General features: G+C 64.9%; 24 protein-coding genes. 11 read left to right on the top strand and 13 right to left on the bottom strand.

What is annotated here, in order from left to right; translation table 11 throughout:
• Nucleotides 1-50: 50 nt before the first annotated feature.
• The 5 genes from IB273_RS18405 to IB273_RS18385 are packed head-to-tail and all read right to left on the bottom strand — an operon-like array spanning nt 51 to nt 3,094.
• Entirely contained in the window at nt 51-359 is a 309-nt protein-coding gene (locus tag IB273_RS18405) for a lipid asymmetry maintenance protein MlaB (RefSeq protein ID WP_081517460.1), read from the bottom strand.
• Nucleotides 356-1,003 (bottom strand): ABC transporter substrate-binding protein, encoded by a 648-nt coding sequence (locus IB273_RS18400; RefSeq protein ID WP_081517459.1) that lies wholly within the window; start codon nt 1,001-1,003, stop codon nt 356-358. Before IB273_RS18400 ends, IB273_RS18405 begins: the two co-directional genes overlap by 4 nt.
• An 11-nt stretch (nt 1,004-1,014) precedes the next feature.
• The gene (gene mlaD, locus IB273_RS18395) at nt 1,015-1,488 is read right to left on the bottom strand and encodes an outer membrane lipid asymmetry maintenance protein MlaD (protein WP_045209590.1); all 474 of its coding nucleotides are present in this window, start codon (nt 1,486-1,488) and stop codon (nt 1,015-1,017) included.
• Nucleotides 1,488-2,285, bottom strand: coding sequence for a lipid asymmetry maintenance ABC transporter permease subunit MlaE (gene mlaE, locus IB273_RS18390; RefSeq protein WP_045209589.1), 798 nt, complete (start codon nt 2,283-2,285; stop codon nt 1,488-1,490). The genes mlaD and mlaE overlap by 1 nt, the downstream gene beginning before the upstream one ends.
• Nucleotides 2,285-3,094 (bottom strand): ATP-binding cassette domain-containing protein, encoded by an 810-nt coding sequence (locus IB273_RS18385; RefSeq protein WP_024766540.1) that lies wholly within the window; start codon nt 3,092-3,094, stop codon nt 2,285-2,287. Before IB273_RS18385 ends, mlaE begins: the two co-directional genes overlap by 1 nt.
• Before the next feature lie 238 nt (nt 3,095-3,332).
• Between IB273_RS18385 and IB273_RS18380 the strand changes: the two genes are divergently transcribed.
• The 10 genes from IB273_RS18380 (at nt 3,333) to IB273_RS18335 (ending at nt 10,463) form a co-directional block, all read left to right on the top strand.
• A complete protein-coding gene (locus IB273_RS18380; RefSeq protein WP_081517458.1) occupies nt 3,333-4,307 on the top strand; it encodes a KpsF/GutQ family sugar-phosphate isomerase in 975 nt (324 codons plus the stop codon).
• Nucleotides 4,308-4,832 carry a KdsC family phosphatase gene (locus IB273_RS18375; protein ID WP_151189474.1) on the top strand — a complete coding sequence of 175 codons (525 nt, stop codon included), beginning with the start codon at nt 4,308-4,310 and terminating at the stop codon, nt 4,830-4,832.
• A gap of 8 nt (nt 4,833-4,840) precedes the next feature.
• On the top strand, nt 4,841-5,413 hold the full coding sequence (lptC, locus tag IB273_RS18370; RefSeq protein ID WP_151189473.1) for an LPS export ABC transporter periplasmic protein LptC: 573 nt from the start codon (nt 4,841-4,843) through the stop codon (nt 5,411-5,413).
• Nucleotides 5,400-5,936 (top strand): lipopolysaccharide transport periplasmic protein LptA, encoded by a 537-nt coding sequence (gene lptA / locus IB273_RS18365; protein WP_017518148.1) that lies wholly within the window; start codon nt 5,400-5,402, stop codon nt 5,934-5,936. Before lptC ends, lptA begins: the two co-directional genes overlap by 14 nt.
• Nucleotides 5,936-6,661: an LPS export ABC transporter ATP-binding protein gene (gene lptB / locus IB273_RS18360; RefSeq protein ID WP_081517456.1), complete on the top strand. Its 726-nt coding sequence runs from the start codon at nt 5,936-5,938 to the stop codon at nt 6,659-6,661. Before lptA ends, lptB begins: the two co-directional genes overlap by 1 nt.
• Nucleotides 6,662-6,929: 268 nt before the next feature.
• The gene (locus IB273_RS18355) at nt 6,930-8,432 is read left to right on the top strand and encodes an RNA polymerase factor sigma-54 (protein WP_192224718.1); all 1,503 of its coding nucleotides are present in this window, start codon (nt 6,930-6,932) and stop codon (nt 8,430-8,432) included.
• Between the two features lie 78 nt (nt 8,433-8,510).
• Nucleotides 8,511-8,819 carry a ribosome hibernation-promoting factor, HPF/YfiA family gene (gene hpf / locus IB273_RS18350; protein WP_017518151.1) on the top strand — a complete coding sequence of 103 codons (309 nt, stop codon included), beginning with the start codon at nt 8,511-8,513 and terminating at the stop codon, nt 8,817-8,819.
• A 9-nt stretch (nt 8,820-8,828) separates the two neighbouring features.
• The gene (gene ptsN, locus IB273_RS18345; RefSeq protein WP_037009823.1) at nt 8,829-9,296 is read left to right on the top strand and encodes a PTS IIA-like nitrogen regulatory protein PtsN; all 468 of its coding nucleotides are present in this window, start codon (nt 8,829-8,831) and stop codon (nt 9,294-9,296) included.
• Between the two features lie 2 nt (nt 9,297-9,298).
• On the top strand, nt 9,299-10,156 hold the full coding sequence (gene rapZ, locus IB273_RS18340) for an RNase adapter RapZ (RefSeq protein WP_081517454.1): 858 nt from the start codon (nt 9,299-9,301) through the stop codon (nt 10,154-10,156).
• 34 nt (nt 10,157-10,190) lie between these two features.
• Nucleotides 10,191-10,463 carry an HPr family phosphocarrier protein gene (locus tag IB273_RS18335; protein ID WP_192224717.1) on the top strand — a complete coding sequence of 91 codons (273 nt, stop codon included), beginning with the start codon at nt 10,191-10,193 and terminating at the stop codon, nt 10,461-10,463.
• 12 nt (nt 10,464-10,475) lie between these two features.
• Here IB273_RS18335 and IB273_RS18330 read toward each other — a convergent pair whose 3' ends face one another.
• From IB273_RS18330 to pmbA, 6 genes are all read right to left on the bottom strand, one after another.
• Entirely contained in the window at nt 10,476-11,369 is an 894-nt protein-coding gene (locus IB273_RS18330) for a ZIP family metal transporter (RefSeq protein ID WP_412548087.1), read from the bottom strand.
• A 22-nt stretch (nt 11,370-11,391) separates the two neighbouring features.
• Nucleotides 11,392-12,018, bottom strand: a complete 627-nt coding sequence (locus IB273_RS18325; protein ID WP_081517452.1) for a superoxide dismutase — start codon at nt 12,016-12,018, stop codon at nt 11,392-11,394.
• Between the two features lie 51 nt (nt 12,019-12,069).
• Nucleotides 12,070-12,519 (bottom strand): hypothetical protein, encoded by a 450-nt coding sequence (locus IB273_RS18320; RefSeq protein WP_081517451.1) that lies wholly within the window; start codon nt 12,517-12,519, stop codon nt 12,070-12,072.
• 29 nt (nt 12,520-12,548) lie between these two features.
• Nucleotides 12,549-13,925 (bottom strand): class II fumarate hydratase FumC, encoded by a 1,377-nt coding sequence (gene fumC, locus IB273_RS18315; RefSeq protein ID WP_192224715.1) that lies wholly within the window; start codon nt 13,923-13,925, stop codon nt 12,549-12,551.
• Entirely contained in the window at nt 13,918-14,301 is a 384-nt protein-coding gene (locus IB273_RS18310; RefSeq protein ID WP_081517449.1) for a FagA protein, read from the bottom strand. Before IB273_RS18310 ends, fumC begins: the two co-directional genes overlap by 8 nt.
• A gap of 149 nt (nt 14,302-14,450) precedes the next feature.
• Complete coding sequence (gene pmbA, locus IB273_RS18305) at nt 14,451-15,800, bottom strand: metalloprotease PmbA (RefSeq protein ID WP_192224714.1); 1,350 nt, start codon at nt 15,798-15,800, stop codon at nt 14,451-14,453.
• 116 nt (nt 15,801-15,916) lie between these two features.
• On the opposite strand from pmbA, the gene yjgA reads away from it, so the two are divergent.
• Nucleotides 15,917-16,441, top strand: a complete 525-nt coding sequence (yjgA, locus tag IB273_RS18300) for a ribosome biogenesis factor YjgA (RefSeq protein WP_024766553.1) — start codon at nt 15,917-15,919, stop codon at nt 16,439-16,441.
• Between the two features lie 40 nt (nt 16,442-16,481).
• Here yjgA and tldD read toward each other — a convergent pair whose 3' ends face one another.
• Both tldD and IB273_RS18290 read right to left on the bottom strand, forming a co-directional pair.
• Entirely contained in the window at nt 16,482-17,924 is a 1,443-nt protein-coding gene (gene tldD / locus IB273_RS18295) for a metalloprotease TldD (RefSeq protein ID WP_081517447.1), read from the bottom strand.
• A gap of 2 nt (nt 17,925-17,926) precedes the next feature.
• Nucleotides 17,927-18,775 (bottom strand): carbon-nitrogen hydrolase family protein, encoded by an 849-nt coding sequence (locus IB273_RS18290; RefSeq protein ID WP_192224713.1) that lies wholly within the window; start codon nt 18,773-18,775, stop codon nt 17,927-17,929.
• Nucleotides 18,776-18,792 lie beyond the last annotated feature (17 nt).

The raw sequence follows: 18,792 nt of genomic DNA, 5'->3' as shown, positions 1-18,792 counted from the left end.
CCTGCGAACCCCGGCAGGGGAAGTCGCGGACGGAGGGCCCTTTCAGTGTTTCAATGCTGTAACGGCAGAATCTCCAGGAGCTCGCCAACCTTGGCGATTTCCTGCATGTCCTTGGGCAGGCCGGAGATCTGCAGCGTCTTGCCGGCCTTGCGCGCATCACGGGTGTAGGACAGCAGCAGCGACAATCCGACGCTGCTGGAGTGCTCCACCGCCGAACAGTCCAGGCGCAGCGCGCCGGCCTTGCTCGAAGCGATCAGCCGAGCGCCCTGCTGACGCAGCGCGGGGCCGGTGCTGTAGTCCAGCACGCCGGCGAGGGCCAACTCGCCCTCGCTACGCTCCGTGATACTGCCCTGACTCATTCTGCGCCGCCTTCCGGCTGGCCCTTGGCAGCGTCCTTGGCCTTGGCGACCACCTGGCCCCAGCCGGCGATGGTGGCTTCCAGGTCGTTGCGGTTCTTCTGCATGGAATCGGCGAACTGGTCACGGAACAGCTTGCCGATGTTGATGCCGTTGATGATCACGTTACGCAGACGCCAGTCGCTGCCTTGCTTGACCATGGTGTACTGCACCGGATAGACGGCGCCGCTGCCACCGACCACTTCCATGTTCACCGAAGCGCGATCCTGCTCCTGCTTGCCAGTGTTCAGCACGCGGATGTCCTGGTTGTCGTACTCCAGCAGCGCGTTGCCGTAGAACTGGAACAGGCTGTTCTTGAAGGTTTCCTCGAAGCGCTTGACCTGCTCCGGAGTCGCCTGGCGGGAGTACTTGACGGTCATCACGCCCTTGGCGATGCCCTCGGAATCCACGACCGGGCCGAGAATGCGGTTCAGGGTGTCGTAGAACGCCTGGGGATTGGCCTTGTAGCTGGCCTTGTTGGTCTTCAGGTCCGACAGCAGGCTGTCGACGGTCTGCTGCACGACCTGCTGGGCGGTCTGCTCGGCCTGGGCGAACAGCGGCAGGATCGCGAGCAGAACCAGGAAGCCACGGCGCAAGGTTTTCAACATGGAGTGAGTCCTCATTTCTTCGAGTCGTCTTTGTTGACCGAATTCAGCAGGAACTTGCCGATCAGGTCTTCCAGCACGAGTGCCGACTGGGTGTCCTTGATGGTATCGCCTTCCTTCAGCAGCTCTTCATCACCACCGACGCTGATGCCGATGTACTTCTCGCCCAGCAGGCCGGCGGTCAGGATGGAAGCGGTGGAGTCGTCCGGCAGGTTGTTGACCTGGCGATTGATCTCCATGGTCACACGACCACGATAGCTGTCATGGTCCAGGTCCACCGCAGTGACCTTGCCGATGGTGACGCCAGCCATGGTGACTTTGCCACGCACGGTGACGCCGGCAATGTTGTCGAAGTAGGCATACAGCTTGTAGGTATCGCCCGAATTGCCGATGGTCAGTCCGCTGACACGCAGGGCCAGCAGCAGCAGGGCCAGCAGGCCGGCCAGAATGAACAGGCCTACACCGATTTCCAGGGTGCGGGTTTGCATCAGAAGTCTCCAAACATCAAGGCGGTCAGGATGAAGTCCAGCCCCAGCACGGCCAGGGAGGCATACACAACGGTACGGGTGGTGGCGCGGCTGATCCCCTCGGAGGTGGGCTCGCAGTCATAGCCCTGGAACACGGCGATCCAGGTCACGACGAAGGCGAACACAACACTCTTGATCACGCCATTGAGAATGTCCTTGGTGAACTGCACGCTGTTCTGCATGTTCGACCAGTACGAACCGTCATACACACCCAGCCAGTCCACGGCGACCAGGGCTCCGCCCCAGATGCCGACGACACTGAAGATAGCTGCCAGCAGCGGCATCGAGATGAAGCCTGCCCACAGGCGCGGAGCGATGATGTACTTGAGCGGGTCGACGCCGATCATCTCCAGGCTGGACAGCTGCTCGGTGGATTTCATGTTGCCGATCTCGGCGGTCAGCGCGGACCCCGCACGCCCGGCGAACAACAGACCGGTCACCACCGGCCCCAGTTCACGCAGCAGCGTCAGCGCGACCATCTGGCCGACCGCCTGCTCGGAGCCGTAGCTCGCCAGGATGTTGTAGCCCTGCAGGGCCAGCACCATGCCGATGAACAGGCCGGAGACGACAATGATCGCCAGCGACAGCACGCCAACCGAATACAGCTGCTTGATCAGCAGCTGGAAGGCGCCGCTGTGCACGCGGCGACCGAAGATGGCGTGCACCAGGAACAGGGTCGAACGCCCCAGCGATTCGAGGACATCGAGGCCCGCGCGCCCGAGCAGGCGAACTCGCTCGAGCGGTGAAGTCTTGCGCATCAACGTTCTCCCAGCAGGTCGGCGCGGTAATCGCGAGCAGGATAGTGGAACGGCACCGGACCATCCGGGATGCCCTTCATGAACTGACGAACCCGCGGATCATCGAGACCCTGCAGGTCAGCCGGCGTTCCGTGACCGAGCACGCGGCCGTCGCCGACGATATAGATGTAGTCGGCGATGCTCGCGGTTTCCGCGAGGTCGTGGGACACCACGATACTGGTGATCCCCAGGGCATCGTTGAGCAGGCGGATCAGGCGCACCAGTACGCCCATGGCGATCGGGTCCTGGCCCACGAAAGGCTCGTCGTACATCAGGATCTGCGGGTCCAGCGCGATGGCGCGGGCCAGCGCCACGCGACGCTTCATGCCGCCGGACAGCTCATCGGGCATCAGCTCGACCGCTCCGCGCAGGCCAACGGCCTGCAGCTTCATCAGCACGATGTCGCGGATCATGTCCTCGGGCAGTTCGGTGTGCACGCGCAGCGGGAAGGCCACGTTCTCGAAGACATCGAGGTCAGTGAACAGCGCGCCGCTCTGGAACAACACACCGAACTGCTTGCGCATGTCGAACAGATCGCTGCGTCCCAGCGTGGGGAGGTTCTGGCCATTGACCCACACTTCACCGCTCGCCGGACGCAGCTGGGCGGCGATCAGTCGCAACAGGGTGGTCTTGCCACAACCCGACGGTCCCATGATCCCGGTGACCTTGCCGCGTGGAATGCGGATGTCCACGTTATCGAAAATCTTACGCGTGCCACGCTTGAAGCTCAGGCCCTTCAGCTCGACCGCGTATTGGTCATTGGTGCTCATAGAACTCCTTTCATCACGGCGCTGTCCGTTGCCCCGTCTGTCACACGGCAGAAACACGGCGCGGCAGGCCGAACGGCCGCGAACTATAACACCCCGCGAAGCCACGCCCCAAGGGCTGCTAAGCCACTGTTAAGGCTCAGTTCAGCAAAATGCGCTCAACATTGAGATGCCAGTGATGAAGCCTTTGCCGCTTTCCCGTTATAATCTCGCACTTCATTTTGCCCCGCGCCTTTCGAACATGAGCCAGAAACACGATTTCATCCAGTCGGCACAACGCACTATCCGCCTCGAGCGAGACTCGGTGGACGCTCTGCTGCCGCGCATCGGCGCCGATTTTTCCCTGGCCTGCGAGCTGCTGCTGGCCTGCAAGGGCCGCGTGGTCGTGGTCGGCATGGGCAAGTCCGGGCACATCGCCCGCAAGATCGCCGCCACCCTGGCCAGCACCGGCACCCCGTCCTTCTTTGTGCACCCAGCCGAGGCCAGCCACGGCGACATGGGCATGATCACCAAGGACGACGTCGTCCTGGCCCTGTCCAACTCCGGCTCCACCGCCGAAATCATCACCCTGCTGCCGCTGATCAAGCGCCTGGGCATCACCCTGGTCAGCATGACCGGCAACGCCGAGTCGCCGTTGGCCAAGGCCGCCGAGGTCAACCTCGACGCCAGCGTGGAGCATGAAGCCTGCTCGCTGAACCTGGCGCCAACCTCCTCCACCACGGTTTCCCTGGTGATCGGTGACGCGCTTGCCATCGCCCTGCTGGAAGCCCGCGGCTTCACCGCCGAAGACTTCGCTTTCTCGCACCCGGGCGGCGCACTGGGCCGTCGACTGTTGCTGAAAGTGGAAAACATCATGCACGTGGGTGAAGCATTGCCGCAGGTTTCCCCCGGCACGTCGCTCAGCGGCGCGCTGCTGGAAATGACCCGCAAGGGCCTTGGCATGACCATCGTGCTCGGCGAGGACGGCCGCCTGGCCGGGATCTTCACCGACGGCGACCTGCGCCGCACCCTGGACAAGGGTCTGGACGTGCGCCAGGTGACCATCGACCAGGTGATGACCGTGCACGGCAAGACCGCCCGCCCGGACATGCTTGCCGCCGAAGCCCTGAAGATCATGGACGACCACAAGATCAACGTACTGGTGGTGGTCGACGACAAGGATCACCCGGTCGGCGTCCTGCACGTCCACGACCTGACCCGCGCGGGAGTCATCTGAATGACCGCCGACCTGCTGCAACGCGCGAAAGCGGTCCGCCTGGCGGTGTTCGACGTCGATGGCGTGCTCACCGACGGCAAGCTCTACTTCCTGCCCGACGGCGGCGAGTTCAAGACCTTCAACACCCTGGACGGCCAGGGCATCAAGATGCTGATGAACTCCGGCGTGCGCACCGCGATCATCACCGGCCGCTCGAGCCCGGTGGTCGAGCGCCGTGCGAAGAACCTGGGCATCAACCACCTGTTCCAGGGCCGCGAGGACAAGCTGGTCGCCCTCGACGAGTTGCTCGCCGAACTGGGTCTAGGCTATGAAGAAGTCGCCTACCTGGGCGACGATCTGCCCGATCTGCCAGCCATTCGCCGTGCAGGACTCGGCATGGCAGTCGCCAACGGCGACGCTTTCGTCCGTCAGCACGCCGATGGTGTAACCCAGGCCCGTGGCGGCGAAGGTGCCGCCCGCGAGTTCTGCGAACTGATCCTGCGCGCACAGGGCAACCTCGAAGCTGCCCAGAACGCGTATCTCTAGAGCCGAACATGCCCAAGACATTCCAACAGAAGCTGTTGTTCGCCCTGATCGCCATCGGGCTGATCGCCCTCGGCTATTACTGGAACGTGCGCCTGGACTTCAACGAGCGCCAGCTCAAGTCGCAGACCAGTGACGCAATCGACTTCTACGTGGTGAATGCCAAGAGCACTCAGTACCGCGTCGACGGCTCCCTCGCCTACGAGATGACCGCCGACAAACTCGAACACCTGAAAGCAAGCGACGTAACCCTGGTTACCACGCCCGACCTCTACTTCCACCGGGAGAATGAGCCTCAGCCGTGGCACGTCCAGAGCGTTCACGCCGAAGTAGCCCCCGAAGGCAAGCAGGTCGAGCTGATCGACGATGTGCGCGTCGCGCGCACCGACGCGCAGCAGCGCACGCTCCTGCTCAACACCTCGCGCATGACGGTGTTCCCAGACAAGGACTATGCGCAGACTGACCAGCCCGTGAAGATCACCGAACCCAACGGTGTAACCACGGCAGTTGGCATGAAAGCGTATCTGAAAGACAGCCGGATGCTCCTGCTGTCCAACGTAAGAGGTCAGCATGAGGCTCGTTAACACCCTCCCCCTTCTTTTCAGCCTCGCCGCCGCCATCGGCAGCTCTGCCGCCTGGGCTCTTCCCACCGACCGGGAACAGCCGATCCGCGTCCAGGCCGACAGCGCCGAACTGGATGACAAGCAGGGCGTGGCCGTGTATCGCGGCGACGTGGTGGTAACCCAGGGCAGCATGAAGCTGACTGGCAACACCGTTACGCTCAAGCAGAACAAGGACGGCGAGATCGAAGTCGTCACCTCGGTCGGCAAGCCCGCCTACTTCGAACAGAAGCCGGCGCCGGACAAGCAGATCACCCAGGCCTACGGCCTGACCATCCAGTACTTCGTCTCGCAGAACCGCGTCGTTCTGATCGACCAGGCCAAGGTGATCCAGGAAGGCAACACCTTCGAAGGCGAGAAGATCGTCTATGACACCCAGCGCCAGATCGTCAACGCAGGCCGCGCCACCGGCTCCCAGGTGACCACGCCGCGCCCGCGTATCGACATGGTCATCCAGCCCAAGAAAAAGCAGGATCAAGCGCAGTAATGGCTACGCTAACCGCCCAGCACCTCGCCAAGAGCTACAAGAGCCGGCAAGTCGTCCGCGACGTCAGCATGAGCATCGAGAGCGGGCAGATCGTCGGCCTGCTCGGCCCCAACGGAGCGGGCAAGACCACCTGCTTCTACATGATCGTCGGCCTGGTCCGTGCCGATCAGGGCGTCGTGCGCATCGACGAGCAGGATGTCACCCACCTGCCCATGCACGGCCGCGCGCGCGCCGGCATCGGCTACCTGCCGCAGGAAGCCTCGATCTTCCGCAAGCTGTCGGTGGCGGACAACATCGGCGCGATCCTCGAGACCCGCACCGACCTCGATCGCGCCGGCCGCCAGGAAGCCCTGGAAGGCCTGCTCGAGGAATTCCACATCCACCATATCCGCGACAACCTCGGCATGAGCCTGTCCGGCGGTGAACGTCGCCGCGTGGAAATCGCCCGCGCCCTGGCCAGTTCGCCGAAGTTCATCCTGCTCGACGAACCCTTCGCCGGCGTCGACCCGATCTCCGTGGGCGACATCAAGCAGATCATCCACCACCTCAAGGCCAAGGGCATCGGTGTACTGATCACCGACCACAACGTCCGCGAGACCCTGGACATCTGCGAAACGGCGTACATCGTCAACGACGGTCAGTTGATCGCCGAAGGCAGTGCCGAGAGCATCCTCGCCAACGACCTGGTGAAGGAAGTCTACCTGGGCCACGAGTTCCGCCTCTAAGGCCAGTCTCCAAGCTCCTGTGCCGCGCCCTTTCCAGGGCGCAGCAGCTCCACCTCTCCCCCATGCGTGGCGCGGCTCGTCGGCCGTTCCGCGACGTACCCGGCTGCCTGGGCTGCCCCGGCGCAACCGGGTTGTAACGAAAGGTCGACAGCCCCTAGGCAAAGCGTCCAAACTCAGGCATATAATTTGCTTCCTCGCGGCACCCCGGTGTCCGTAGTCGTGGATATGGCGCGCTTCGCGCCAGCGAACAAGGTGCCTAGTTCCAGCCATGAAACCATCGCTAGTCCTCAAGATGGGCCAGCAGCTGACGATGACTCCGCAGCTGCAACAGGCCATCCGACTGCTCCAGCTCTCCACGCTGGACCTCCAACAGGAAATCCAGGAAGCCCTGGAGTCCAACCCGATGCTGGAGCGCCAGGAAGAAGGCGAGGACTTCGACAACAGCGATCCCATGGCGGACGGTGCCGAGTCGGGCGCCAACGGCACCAGCAGCAGCTCCCAGGACAACTTCCAGGAAAGCGCCACGCCCAACGCCGACAGCCTCGACGAGGACCAGTGGGCCGAGCGCATCCCCAATGAGCTGCCGGTCGACACCGCCTGGGAAGACATCTACCAGACCAGCGCCAGCAGCCTGCCCAGCAACGATGACGACGAGTGGGACTTCACGTCCCGCACCTCCGCCGGCGAAAGCCTGCAGAGCCATCTGCTGTGGCAACTCAACCTCCTGCCGATGTCCGATACCGACCGCCTGATCGCCCTGAGCATCATCGACGGCATCACCGATGACGGCTACCTCGACGAATCCCTCGACGACATCCTCGCCTCCATCGACCCGGAACTGGGCGTGGAGATGGATGAAGTGGAAGTCGTCCTGCGCCGCGTGCAGCAGCTCGAACCCGCCGGTGTCGGTGCGCGCAACCTGCGCGAGTGCCTGCTGCTGCAGCTGCGCCAGATGCCGACCAAGACCTACCTGCTGGCCGAGGCCATCCGTCTGGTCAGCGACCACCTGGACCTGCTCGGCAGCCGCGACTACAGCCAGCTGATGCGCCGCATGAAGCTCAAGGAAGACGAGCTGCGCGAGACCATCGAGCTGATCCAGTCGCTGCACCCGCGCCCCGGCTCGCAGATCGAATCCGGCGAAGCCGAATACGTCGTTCCGGATGTCATTGTGCGGAAGAACAACGACCGCTGGCTGGTGGAACTGAACCAGGAAGCGGTGCCGCGCCTGCGCGTGAACTCGCAGTACGCGGGCCTCGTGCGCCGAGCCGACTCCAGCGCCGACAACACTTTCATGCGCAACCAGTTGCAGGAAGCGCGCTGGTTCATCAAGAGCCTGCAGAGCCGCAACGAGACGCTGATGAAGGTGGCGACCCAGATCGTCGAGCACCAGCGCGGCTTCCTCGAGTACGGCGAGGAAGCGATGAAGCCGCTGGTCCTGCACGACATCGCCGAGGCGGTGGGCATGCACGAGTCCACCATCTCCCGCGTCACCACGCAGAAATTCATGCACACGCCCCGTGGCATCTTCGAGCTGAAGTACTTCTTCTCCAGCCACGTCAGCACCTCCGAAGGCGGCGAGTGCTCCTCCACCGCGATTCGCGCCATCATCAAGAAACTGGTCGCGGCGGAAAGTCCGAAAAAGCCATTGAGTGACAGCAAGATCGCTGGTTTACTGGAGGCACAGGGCATTCAAGTGGCACGTCGTACCGTCGCCAAGTACCGGGAGTCCCTAGGAATCTCTCCCTCGAGCGAGCGCAAGCGGCTGGTGTGACGTTGATCCACGCCAAGGTGTTCCGGCGGCAGGCCCCCTAACCTGCCACTTACACACGGGCAACAAGGAGAAAGCGGTATGCAAGTCAACATCAGTGGACATCAACTGGATGTGACCGACGCCCTGCGCGACTATGTCGGCGAGAAACTTGGCCGACTGGAGCGCCACTTCGACAAGATCACCAATGTTCAGGTCATCATGGAGGTCGAGAAGCTGAAGCAGAAAATTGAAGCCACCCTCCACATCGCCGGTGGCGAAGTGGTGGCCTGCGCCGAACATGAAGACATGTACGCGGCCATCGACCTGCTCACCGACAAGCTCGACCGCCAACTGATCAAGCACAAGGAAAAATACCTCGAACGCCAGCAAGGTGTTGGTGTTCGTTAACCCCTCTCTATGATCCGACTTGAGCAAATCCTGACCCCCGGCCGTTCCCTCGTGAACGTGCCGGGCGGCAGCAAGAAACGTGTCCTCGAACAAATCGCCAACCTGGTGGCTCGCGAGCTGCCGGGTTTCGATTCCCAAGACATCTTCGACAGCCTGGTGGCCCGGGAACGCCTGGGCTCCACCGGCTTCGGCAATGGCATCGCCATTCCGCACTGCCGCCTCCCCGGCTGCCAGTCGCCCATCAGCGCCATCCTGCACCTTGACCATCCGGTAGACTTCGACGCCCTCGACGGCGCGCCGGTCGACCTGGTATTCGTGCTGCTGGTGCCGGAAGCGGCCACCGAGGAGCACCTGGAACTGCTGCGACAGATCGCTTCCATGCTCGACCGCTCCGACGTCCGCGACCGCCTGCGTCACGCCGCCAACGGCGAGGACCTGTACCGGATCGTCGTGGACTTCCAGAACAACGGGCACTGATCATGCGCCTGATCATCATCAGTGGGAGATCCGGCTCGGGCAAGAGCACTGCGCTCAATGTGCTCGAGGACAACGGCTTCTACTGCATCGACAACCTGCCGGCCAGCCTCCTCCCGGACCTGGCCCAGCGCGCACTGCTGCACACCGAGCTGCTGCACCCGCAGGTCGCCGTCTCCATCGACGCGCGCAACCTGCCCAGCCAGCTGCAGCGTTTCCCCGAGCTGCTGCAGGAAGCCCGCGACAGACACATCCAGTGTGATGTGCTGTACCTCGACGCCGATGATGAGACGCTGCTCAAACGCTTTTCCGAGACTCGCCGGCGCCACCCGCTGACCACCGACACCCGCTCCCTGGCCGAGGCCATCAGCGACGAGTCGAACCTGCTGGCGCCGATCGCCGACCTCGCCGATCTCAAGCTCAACACCACCAACCTGAACCTCTACCAGCTGCGCGACGTGCTCAAGCTGCGCCTGCTGAACAAGCCCGAACTGGGCACCGCCTTCCTGGTCGAATCATTCGGCTTCAAGCGCGGCATGCCAGTGGACGCGGACCTGGTGTTCGACGTGCGCTGCCTGCCCAATCCGTACTGGAAACCCGAACTGCGCGAGCACACCGGGCTGGAAACGGAAGTCCAGGAGTACCTGGCGGCGCAACCGGACGTCGAGGAGATGTACCAGGATATCCTCGCCTACCTGAACAAATGGCTGCCGCGCTTCGCCGCGAGCAACCGGGCCTACGTGACCATCGCCATCGGCTGCACCGGTGGCCAGCACCGCTCGACCTACATTGCCGAGCGCATTGGTCAGGCCCTCAAGGAAACCCTCACCAACGTACAGATTCGCCACCGCGACCTGAGCTAAGCAGCGACAGACAACAAAAGGACAGCCCCTCGCGATGCCCGCCCTCGAAGTCACCATCATCAACAAGCTTGGCCTGCACGCCCGCGCGGCGGCCAAATTCGTCGGCGTCGCAGGGCGGTACCCCTGCCAGGTTCGCGTGGGCCGCAACCCGGAGAGTACGGTGGACGGCAAGAGCATCATGGCCGTGATGATGCTGGCCGCCGGCAAGGGTACCAATCTGCACCTCGCCGCCGAAGGTGAGCAGGAAGACGAAGCGATCAAGGCGCTGGTTGACCTGATCAACAACTACTTCGACGAAGGCGAGTGACACGCAGGGCCATCAGCCCAGCGAAGTGTCCAGTACCATCATCAGACAGAAACCGATGATCAGCCCCTGCGTGGCCTGCGCCGCGTGGCCGCGCCGCTGGGATTCGGGAATGATCTCGCGCACGACCACGTCAAGCATCGCGCCCGCCGCCGCAGCCAGCCCCCAGGGCAGGAACATCCGCGAGATACCGATCAGCCAGGCACAGAGCACCGCGAACAGCGGCTCCACCAGCCCGGAAGCCGCACCCGCCAGCGCCGCTTTGCCCCGCGAAACGCCCGCCCCGGCCAGCACCAGCGCGATAGCCAGCCCTTCGGGCACATCCTGCAGCGCGATCCCCAGCGCCAGACCGCTTGCGCCCTGCACCTCTCCGCCGGCGGCAACCCCTACGGCCATGCCTTCGGGAATGTTGTGCAGAACGATGGCGGCGACGAACAGCAGGATGCGCGCGGGCACCTTGCCTTCAGCCGCGCCCTGGATATTCGCCTGGGCGTCTTCGAGCACCCGACCGAACACCGCCAGACCGAAGGCGCCCAGCGCCAGGCCAAGACTGACCAGCAGCGAGGCCAGCCAGGTCGGGCGACCGGAAGCTTCCGCCGCCTCCAGCGCCGGCAGCAGCAGGGAGAAGGCCGTGGCGGCCAGCATGACCCCGGCGCCGAAGCCAAGCATGGTGTCGGCGATACGCGCCGGCATACTGCGCACCAGCAACACCGGCAGAGCGCCCAGGCCCGTCCCGAGCGCGCAGAGCATGCCGCCATGCAGGGCCAGGTACATCGGTGGGGAAAGCTGCAGCCGCGCCAGCTCCATCAGGTGCTGGACCACGAGTACACCGCCGCCGAGGACGATGCTCAGTCCCAGCAACCAACGCAAATTGCGTCCTCCGCTTTCACGCAGACTCTGCACGATCAGACGCATGCTGCCGCCTTCGGTTTCATCCTTTGCCTCGTGCCTGCTGCGCCACACGGTAACGGCGCAGCACCTCCGGCCAGGCGACCACGTTGTAGAAGGCCGCAATGTATTCCGGTCGGCGGTTCTGGTAGCGCAGGTAATAGGCGTGCTCCCAGACATCCAGGCCGAGGATCGGCAGGTTGCCCTGCATCAGCGGGCTGTCCTGGTTTCCACTGCTCTCGACGACCAGCCGCCCCTGCGGATCGACGCTCAGCCACGCCCAGCCGCTGCCGAAGCGAGTCAGCGCCGCCTTGGTAAAGGCCTGGCAGAAGGCGTCGTAGCCGCCCAGTTCAGCGTCTATCGCCTGGCGCAGCTCTTCCTGCGGCTGGCCACCGCCATCCGGCGCCATCACCGTCCAGAACAGTGAATGGTTGGCGTGGCCGCCGCCGTTGTTGATCACCGGCCCGCGCAGGGCGGCGGGGAGACTGTCGAGCTGCTGCAGCAGTTGCTCCACCGGCACTTCGGCGAACGCGGTGCCTTCCAGCGCGGCGTTGAGGTTGTTGATGTAGGTCTGGTGGTGCTTGCTGTGGTGGATTTCCATGGTCTGCGCATCGATGTGCGGCTCCAGCGCAGCGTAGGCATAGGGCAAGGCAGGCAGGACGTGAGGCATCTTCAAACCTTCTTTCAGTGGGAGCGCATCGACTCAGCGGTAGCGCATCGACTAGTGGTAACGCATCGAATGCACGGCAGTGAACAGCCCCGGGCGCAGCTCCACCGCACCCTGGCGGCGCAGCAGGCGCTGGGTGCGCGGGTAGGTGCCGTGTTCGCCGATGAAGTTGAGCAGCTCGACGTAGGTGCGGCGGCTGTGCTGCACCGCCGCCGCACGCAGATCCGAGCATTTGCGCAGGTCCTCACCCAGCGCCAGCAGGCGCTCGTGGCAGGCGCAGAGGTACTCGGCGGTCTCTTCCGGCTGGCCCAGCTGCAAGTGCAGGTCGCCGAGGTTGTGGTGCGAGATGACGAAGGCCATCACCGCCTCCTCGGCGTCATGCCAGCGATCCAGCAGCACCTGTGCCAGCGCCAGAGCGTGGAGGTAGTGCTCACGGGCATCGATCAATTCCTGACGAATGAAGCAGCGGTTGCCCAGTTCGATGGTGCGTTGCCAATGACGCATGGCAGGTTCCTCCAGCGGGTGGGGCGGACTCAGAGTCCGCCGGCGGTGAGCTTCTCGGGATCGAGCAGTTGCTCGAGGCGGGCGCGGTCCAGGTCAGTGTTCTCCAGCGCAACGTCGATGATCGGCCGGCCCTCGCGATAAGCCTGCTTGGCAATCTCCGCGGCCTTCTGGTAGCCGATGATCGGGTTCAGCGCGGTGACCAGGATCGGGTTGCGCGATAGCGCCTCGCGCAGGCTCGCCTCATTGACTTTGAAGCTGGCGATGGCCTTGTCCGCCAGCAGGCGGCTGACGTTGGCCAGCAGATGGATGCTGTGCAGCAGGTTGTCAGCGATCACCGGCAGCATCACGTTCAGCTCGAAGTTGCCGGACTGCCCGGCGACGGCGATGGTGGTGTCGTTGCCCATCACCTGGGCGGCGACCATGGCGGTGGCTTCCGGAATCACCGGATTGACCTTGCCGGGCATGATCGAGGAGCCCGGCTGCAGTGCCTCCAGCTCGATCTCGGCAAGGCCGGCCAGCGGCCCGGAGTTCATCCAGCGCAGGTCGTTGGCGATCTTCATCAGCGCCACGGCCAGGGCCTTGAGTTGGCCGGAGGTGGCTACGGCGATGTCCTGGGCGCCGATCAGCGCGAAGAAGTCGTCGCCAGGGCGGAACACCAGGCCGGTCAGGCCATTGAGCTCCTCGCAGAAGCGCGCGGAGAACTGCGGATGGGCATTCACCCCGGTACCGACCGCAGTGCCGCCCTGGGCGAGCTGCTGCAGCGCCGGCAATTGCGCCTCGATACCCTGAGATGCCTGGCGCACCTGCTGGGCCCAGCCGCCGAGCACCTGGCTCAGGCGCACCGGCATGGCGTCCATCAGGTGGGTCCGGCCAGTCTTGACGTGCTGGTGAACGGCCTTTGCCTTCTTCTCCAGGGTGGCGTGGAGGTGGTCCAGCGCGGGCAGCAGGTGCTGGTGGACCTCCAGCGCCGCACTGATGTGAATGGTCGAGGGAATGATGTCGTTACTGCTCTGCCCGCAGTTGACCTGGTCGTTGGCATTGACCGGCTTGCCGAGGCGGCGGCTGGCGAGGGTCGCGACCACCTCGTTGGCGTTCATGTTCGAACTGGTGCCCGAGCCGGTCTGGAACACGTCCACCGGGAAATGCTGCTGCAGATCACCGGCCAGCAGCTCTTCGCAGGCGGCGACGATGGCTGCACCGGTCTCCGCGTCCAGCTGTTCCAGGCTGACATTCGCGCGTGCCGCGGCCGCCTTGGCCAGCAGCAGCGCGCGGATGAACGGACGCGGCATGCGCTGGCCGCTCACCGGGAAGTTGTTCACCGCCCGCTGCGTCTGGGCGCCGTACAGCGCCGGAGCCGGCACCTCCAGTTCGCCCATGCTGTCGCGTTCGATACGGCTGTCAGTCATTCTCGATTCCTTCTTGCAGTCTCAGGGAAGGCGCCATCTCCTGCTGCGCCATGCGCCGGGCCAGCAGGCACAGGCGTTGGCGCTGGGCGGTCGAAGTCGCCAGGCGTTGCAGTTCACGCAGCGGGAGATAGGCGTGATCCAGGCAGAGCACGCGCCAGTGCCAGGGCAGCGCGATGTCGCGGCTGCTGTCGAGCAGCAGCCCGAAGCACTTCTCGAACAGACGCCAGGCTGGCACCGGTTCCCAGGCCGCCAGGTAGCGCGCTTCGCCGAGATACTGCTCGACCAGGCGCGGCTCGTTCGGCTCCAGCGCACAGCGGATACGCGTGCCCAGGCGATACCAGCGCTCGGTGATTGAACTGTCGATTTCGGCGAACATGGCAATCTCTCAATCGATAATGAGATTGATTATTGTTTCCGAAAGACAAAAAAACAAGCCGCCCGAACGCATTGCGCTGGGCGGCCAGCCTGGAGAAGGGAATCGAAGAAGGGCTGAAAGCCGCGGCCAGCGGGGCCGCGGCGGCTGGATCAGTTGCCGGCGACCATCATCTTTTCGATGAGTACGGAGCCGGTATGCAGGTTGCCGCGATACTCCACGTCATTGCCGATGGCAACGATGTTGCGGAACAGGTCGCGCAGGTTGGCGGCGATGGTGACTTCCTGCACCGGGAACTGGATTTCGCCATTCTCGACCCAGTAACCGCCAGCGCCACGGGAGTAGTCGCCGGTCACCAGGTTGACGCCCTGCCCCATCAGCTCGGTGACCAGCAGGCCCCGGCCCATGCGGCGGATCAGGGCAGCCTGGTCCTCGTCGCCATGGCTGACGAACAGGTTGTGCACGCCACCGGAGTTGGCAGTGCTGGGCATGCCCAGCTTGCGCCCGGAGTAGGTGCCGAGCACGTACGACACCAGATCGCCGCCCTCGACGAAGGGCTTGGCGTAGGTCGCCAGGCCATCGTTGTCGAACGAGGCGCTGCCCAGCGCGCCGCGCAGCAGCGGGCGTTCGTCCAGGGTCAGCCATTCCGGGAACAGCCGCTGGCCCAATGCGCCTTCGAGGAACGACGACTTGCGGTACAGGCTGCCGCCGGAGATGGCGCCGAGGAAGTGGCCGAACAGGCCGACCGCGACTTCCGGGGCGAACAGCACCGGCACTTCGGCGGTCGGCACCGGGCGCGCGCCGAGACGGCTGGCGGCGCGCTCGGCGGCGCGACGGCCGATGGATTCGGGAGTGGCCAGCAGGTCGCCGCGACGGTTCACGTCGTACCAGTAGTCGCGCTGCATCTGCCCTTCCAACTCGGCGATCATCACGCAACTCAGGCTGTGACGGGTGCTGGCGTAGCCGCCAACGAAGCCGTGGCTGTTGCCGTAGACGCGACAACCCTGGTGGGTGTTCAGCGTGGTGCCGTCGGCCTTGGTAACGCGCTTGTCGGTGGCGAACGCAGCGGCCTCGCAGGCCAGCGCGCGCTCGATGGCCTGGTCGGGGGTGATCGACCAGCCGTGGTACAGGTCCAGGTTCGGCAGGTCACGGGCCATCAGCGCCGGATCGGCCAGCCCGGCGCAATCGTCTTCGGAGGCGTGCTTGGCGATGGCCAGCGCCGCCGCCACGGTCTCGCGAATAGCATCCGCGCCGGTGGCCGAGGTGCTCGCGGAGCCCTTGCGCTGGCCGACATAGAGGGTGATGCCGAAGCCCTGGTCGCGGTTGAACTCGACGGTCTCGACTTCACCCTGGCGCACCGAGGTCGACAGCCCCTGCTCCACCGACACCGCCACCTCGCAGGCGCTGGCGCCCTGCCGGGTGGCCTCGGCGATGATCCGCTCGACCTGCTCACGCAGTTCGGGGAGGACCTCCGGGCTCACTGCCGGGTTGTGTTCGCTCATTGCATGCCTCTCCTGTTCATGGTCCGGCCCCGCCATCAGGCGGCGGCGACCGGCGCGGGCCGGACAAGCGGCCCCTGACTCGTTATCATGGCGGCGTTTTCAACGAGACCCCCGCCATGGCTGAAATTCACGATGACGACTCGTCCTTCGATGAGAAGAGCAAGTCGCAAGTAAAACGCGAAATGCACGCGCTGCAGGAACTCGGCGAGCGCCTGACCACGCTCAAGGCCGACATGCTCGACCGCATGCCGCTCACCGATCCGCTGCGCCGCGCACTGGAAGAAGCTCCCAAGCACAAGGCCAACGCCGCCAAGAAACGCCACCGGCAGTTCATCGGCAAGCTGATGCGCGACCAGGACGTCGAGGCCATCCTCGCCCTGCTGGAGCAGGTAGATACCTCGACCCGCCAGTACAACGAACGCTTCCACGCCCTGGAGCGCTGGCGCGACCACCTGATCACCGGCGGCGACGCCGCGCTGTCGGCCTTCTTCGGCGAATACCCGGAAAGCGACCGCCAGCATCTGCTCCAGCTGATCCGCCACGCCCAGCACGAGGCCGCTCACAACAAGCCTCCGGCCGCAGCGCGGAAGATCTTCAAGTACATCCGCGAGCTGGACGAGCTGAAACGCGGCCTGCGCTGAGCGGCCGCGCCCTTCCCTTCCAGCCCCACCGGCAACGGCCTCAGCCGCCCGTGCCGCCGACGGTGATCGCGTCGATCTTCAGGGTCGGCTGACCGACACCGACCGGCACGGACTGGCCGTCCTTGCCGCAGGTACCCACGCCGCTGTCCAGCGCCAGGTCGTTGCCGACCATGGACACCCGGCTCATCACTTCCGGACCGTTGCCTATCAAGGTCGCGCCCTTTACCGGACGGGTGATCTTGCCGTTCTCGATCAGGTAGGCCTCACTGGTGGCGAAGACGAACTTGCCGCTGGTGATATCTACCTGGCCGCCGCCGAGGTTCGCGCAGTAGATGCCGCGCTCGACGCTGGCGATGATTTCCTGCGGATCGCTCTGCCCGGCCAGCATGTAGGTGTTGGTCATGCGCGGCATCGGCAGGTGCGCGTAGGACTCGCGACGGCCGTTGCCGGTGCGCGCCACGCCCATCAGGCGGGCGTTGAGCTTGTCCTGCATGTAGCCCTTGAGGATGCCGTTCTCGATCAGCACGTTGCAGTTCGTCGGCGTGCCCTCGTCGTCCACCGACAGCGAACCACGACGGCCAGCGATGGTGCCGTCGTCGACGATGGTGCACAGGCTGGAAGCGACCTTCTCGCCGATGCGCCCGCTGTAGTTGGAGCTGCCCTTGCGGTTGAAGTCGCCTTCCAGGCCGTGACCCACGGCTTCGTGCAGCAGCACGCCGGACCAGCCGGCCCCCATCACCACCGGCAGGCTGCCGGCCGGCGCGGGCACCGCTTCAAGGTTGACCAGGGCCTGGCGCAGCGCCTCGCGGGCGTAGCTCATGGCGCGGTCTTCCTGGAGGAAGTACTTGTAATCGGTACGCCCGCCACCGCCATGGCCGCCACGCTCGCGACGGCCGTTCTGCTCGACGATGACGCTGACGTTGAAGCGCACCAGCGGGCGGATGTCCGCGGCCAGCGAACCGTCCGCCGCGGCGATCAGCACCTGGTCCCAGACGCCGGCGAGGCTGACAGTGACCTGCTGGATACGCGGATCGAGGGCGCGGGTGGCGGCATCGATCTTCTGCAGCAGCTCCACCTTCTCGGCGCGGCTCATGACGTCCAGCGGGTTCTCGCCGGCATACAGGCGGGTCGGCACCACGGCCTGGAACGCCTGCACCTTGCCGTTCTGCCCGGCGCGGGAGATCGAACGGGCGGCGCGGGCGGCCTGGATCAGCGCTTCATGGTTGATCGCGTTGCTATACGCAAAGCCGGTCTTCTCGCCGGACTGCGCGCGCACACCGACGCCCTGGTCCATGTGGAAGCTGCCTTCCTTGACGATGCCGTCTTCGAGCATCCAGGACTCGGAGACCTGGCTCTGGAAGTACAGGTCAGCGGCGTCGATGCCGGGGCCGCTCAGCTCGTGCAGGATCGGCGACAGCTGGTCGATATCCAGACCACCGGGGGCCAGCAGGTGCTGACTGACGGATGACAACAGTTCGCTCATATTCACTCCGTACGCGCCGGTCGTGGTTCGACCGGCGGGAAAAATCTTCTGTGCCGGGCAATCGGCATGCGCTGCCGGACCGCCGCCTGTTCCTCGCTGTCGCGCTCGGCCAGCAGCACGGCCTCGCCCTTGGCCTGTTCGGCGAGGATACGCCCCCAGGGGTCGACGATGGCCGACTGGCCCCAGGTTTCCCGTCCTTTGGGGTGGGTACCGCCCTGCCCGGCCGCCAGCAGGTAGCACTGGGTTTCGATGGCGCGGGCGCGGACGAGGGTTTCCCAGTGCGCCGCCCCGGTGACTGCAGTGAAGGCGGCGGGAGCGCTGATCAGCTCTGCGCCGGCTTCGCGCAATGCGGTGTAGAGCTCGGGGAAGCGCAGGTCGTAGCAGACCGTCAGTCCCAGGCGCCCGACCGGCGTATCCGCCACCACCACGCGCTGACCGAAGGCGTAGTCATCAGACTCGCGATAGCGGCCACGGGCGTCGGCGACGTCCACGTCGAACAGGTGCAACTTGTCGTAGCGCGCCGCCACTTCACCGCGCTCGTCCACCAGCAGCGAACAGGCGTTGGCCTTGGCGTCCGGCTGGCCTTCGGGCGGCAGCGGCAGGGTGCCGGCGACTATCCACAACCTGAGGTCGCGGGCGGTGCTTTTCAACCAGGGCAGGATTGGGCCTTCGCCCAGGGCTTCGGCCCGGCCGATCTCCGCGAGATCGCGGCGGCCCATGGCAGCGAAGTTTTCCGGCAACACGGCGAGGCGCGCGCCACCCTCGGCGGCCTGCTCGAGCAGGCGACGGGCGGCGGCGAGATTGGCCGGGACATCGTCCTGGCTGACCATCTGGATGACGGCAATGGACATGCTGAGCTCCGTCGGTG

Source organism: Pseudomonas sp. PDM19 (assembly GCF_014852215.1).
In the GTDB taxonomy this organism is placed as follows: domain Bacteria; phylum Pseudomonadota; class Gammaproteobacteria; order Pseudomonadales; family Pseudomonadaceae; genus Pseudomonas.
The sequence above is the reverse complement of the archived record's forward strand: the minus strand, read 5'-3'. Positions and strand labels throughout refer to the sequence as shown.

Bases quoted from the DNA above. Each gene is read 5' to 3' on its own strand.
- lptA (WP_017518148.1), top strand. From the start codon at position 5,400: ATGAGGCTCGTTAACACCCTCCCCCTTCTTTTCAGCCTCGCCGCCGCC.
- lptC (WP_151189473.1), top strand. From the start codon at position 4,841: ATGCCCAAGACATTCCAACAGAAGCTGTTGTTCGCCCTGATCGCCATC.
- IB273_RS18400 (WP_081517459.1), bottom strand. From the start codon at position 1,003: ATGTTGAAAACCTTGCGCCGTGGCTTCCTGGTTCTGCTCGCGATCCTG.
- rapZ (WP_081517454.1), top strand. From the start codon at position 9,299: ATGCGCCTGATCATCATCAGTGGGAGATCCGGCTCGGGCAAGAGCACT.
- mlaD (WP_045209590.1), bottom strand. From the start codon at position 1,488: ATGCAAACCCGCACCCTGGAAATCGGTGTAGGCCTGTTCATTCTGGCC.
- yjgA (WP_024766553.1), top strand. From the start codon at position 15,917: ATGGCTGAAATTCACGATGACGACTCGTCCTTCGATGAGAAGAGCAAG.
- lptB (WP_081517456.1), top strand. From the start codon at position 5,936: ATGGCTACGCTAACCGCCCAGCACCTCGCCAAGAGCTACAAGAGCCGG.
- pmbA (WP_192224714.1), bottom strand. From the start codon at position 15,800: ATGAGCGAACACAACCCGGCAGTGAGCCCGGAGGTCCTCCCCGAACTG.
- IB273_RS18325 (WP_081517452.1), bottom strand. From the start codon at position 12,018: ATGCCTCACGTCCTGCCTGCCTTGCCCTATGCCTACGCTGCGCTGGAG.
- IB273_RS18290 (WP_192224713.1), bottom strand. From the start codon at position 18,775: ATGTCCATTGCCGTCATCCAGATGGTCAGCCAGGACGATGTCCCGGCC.
- IB273_RS18375 (WP_151189474.1), top strand. From the start codon at position 4,308: ATGACCGCCGACCTGCTGCAACGCGCGAAAGCGGTCCGCCTGGCGGTG.
- mlaE (WP_045209589.1), bottom strand. From the start codon at position 2,285: ATGCGCAAGACTTCACCGCTCGAGCGAGTTCGCCTGCTCGGGCGCGCG.
- hpf (WP_017518151.1), top strand. From the start codon at position 8,511: ATGCAAGTCAACATCAGTGGACATCAACTGGATGTGACCGACGCCCTG.
- fumC (WP_192224715.1), bottom strand. From the start codon at position 13,925: ATGACTGACAGCCGTATCGAACGCGACAGCATGGGCGAACTGGAGGTG.
- IB273_RS18380 (WP_081517458.1), top strand. From the start codon at position 3,333: ATGAGCCAGAAACACGATTTCATCCAGTCGGCACAACGCACTATCCGC.
- ptsN (WP_037009823.1), top strand. From the start codon at position 8,829: ATGATCCGACTTGAGCAAATCCTGACCCCCGGCCGTTCCCTCGTGAAC.
- IB273_RS18320 (WP_081517451.1), bottom strand. From the start codon at position 12,519: ATGCGTCATTGGCAACGCACCATCGAACTGGGCAACCGCTGCTTCATT.
- IB273_RS18355 (WP_192224718.1), top strand. From the start codon at position 6,930: ATGAAACCATCGCTAGTCCTCAAGATGGGCCAGCAGCTGACGATGACT.
- IB273_RS18310 (WP_081517449.1), bottom strand. From the start codon at position 14,301: ATGTTCGCCGAAATCGACAGTTCAATCACCGAGCGCTGGTATCGCCTG.
- IB273_RS18335 (WP_192224717.1), top strand. From the start codon at position 10,191: ATGCCCGCCCTCGAAGTCACCATCATCAACAAGCTTGGCCTGCACGCC.
- tldD (WP_081517447.1), bottom strand. From the start codon at position 17,924: ATGAGCGAACTGTTGTCATCCGTCAGTCAGCACCTGCTGGCCCCCGGT.
- IB273_RS18405 (WP_081517460.1), bottom strand. From the start codon at position 359: ATGAGTCAGGGCAGTATCACGGAGCGTAGCGAGGGCGAGTTGGCCCTC.
- IB273_RS18385 (WP_024766540.1), bottom strand. From the start codon at position 3,094: ATGAGCACCAATGACCAATACGCGGTCGAGCTGAAGGGCCTGAGCTTC.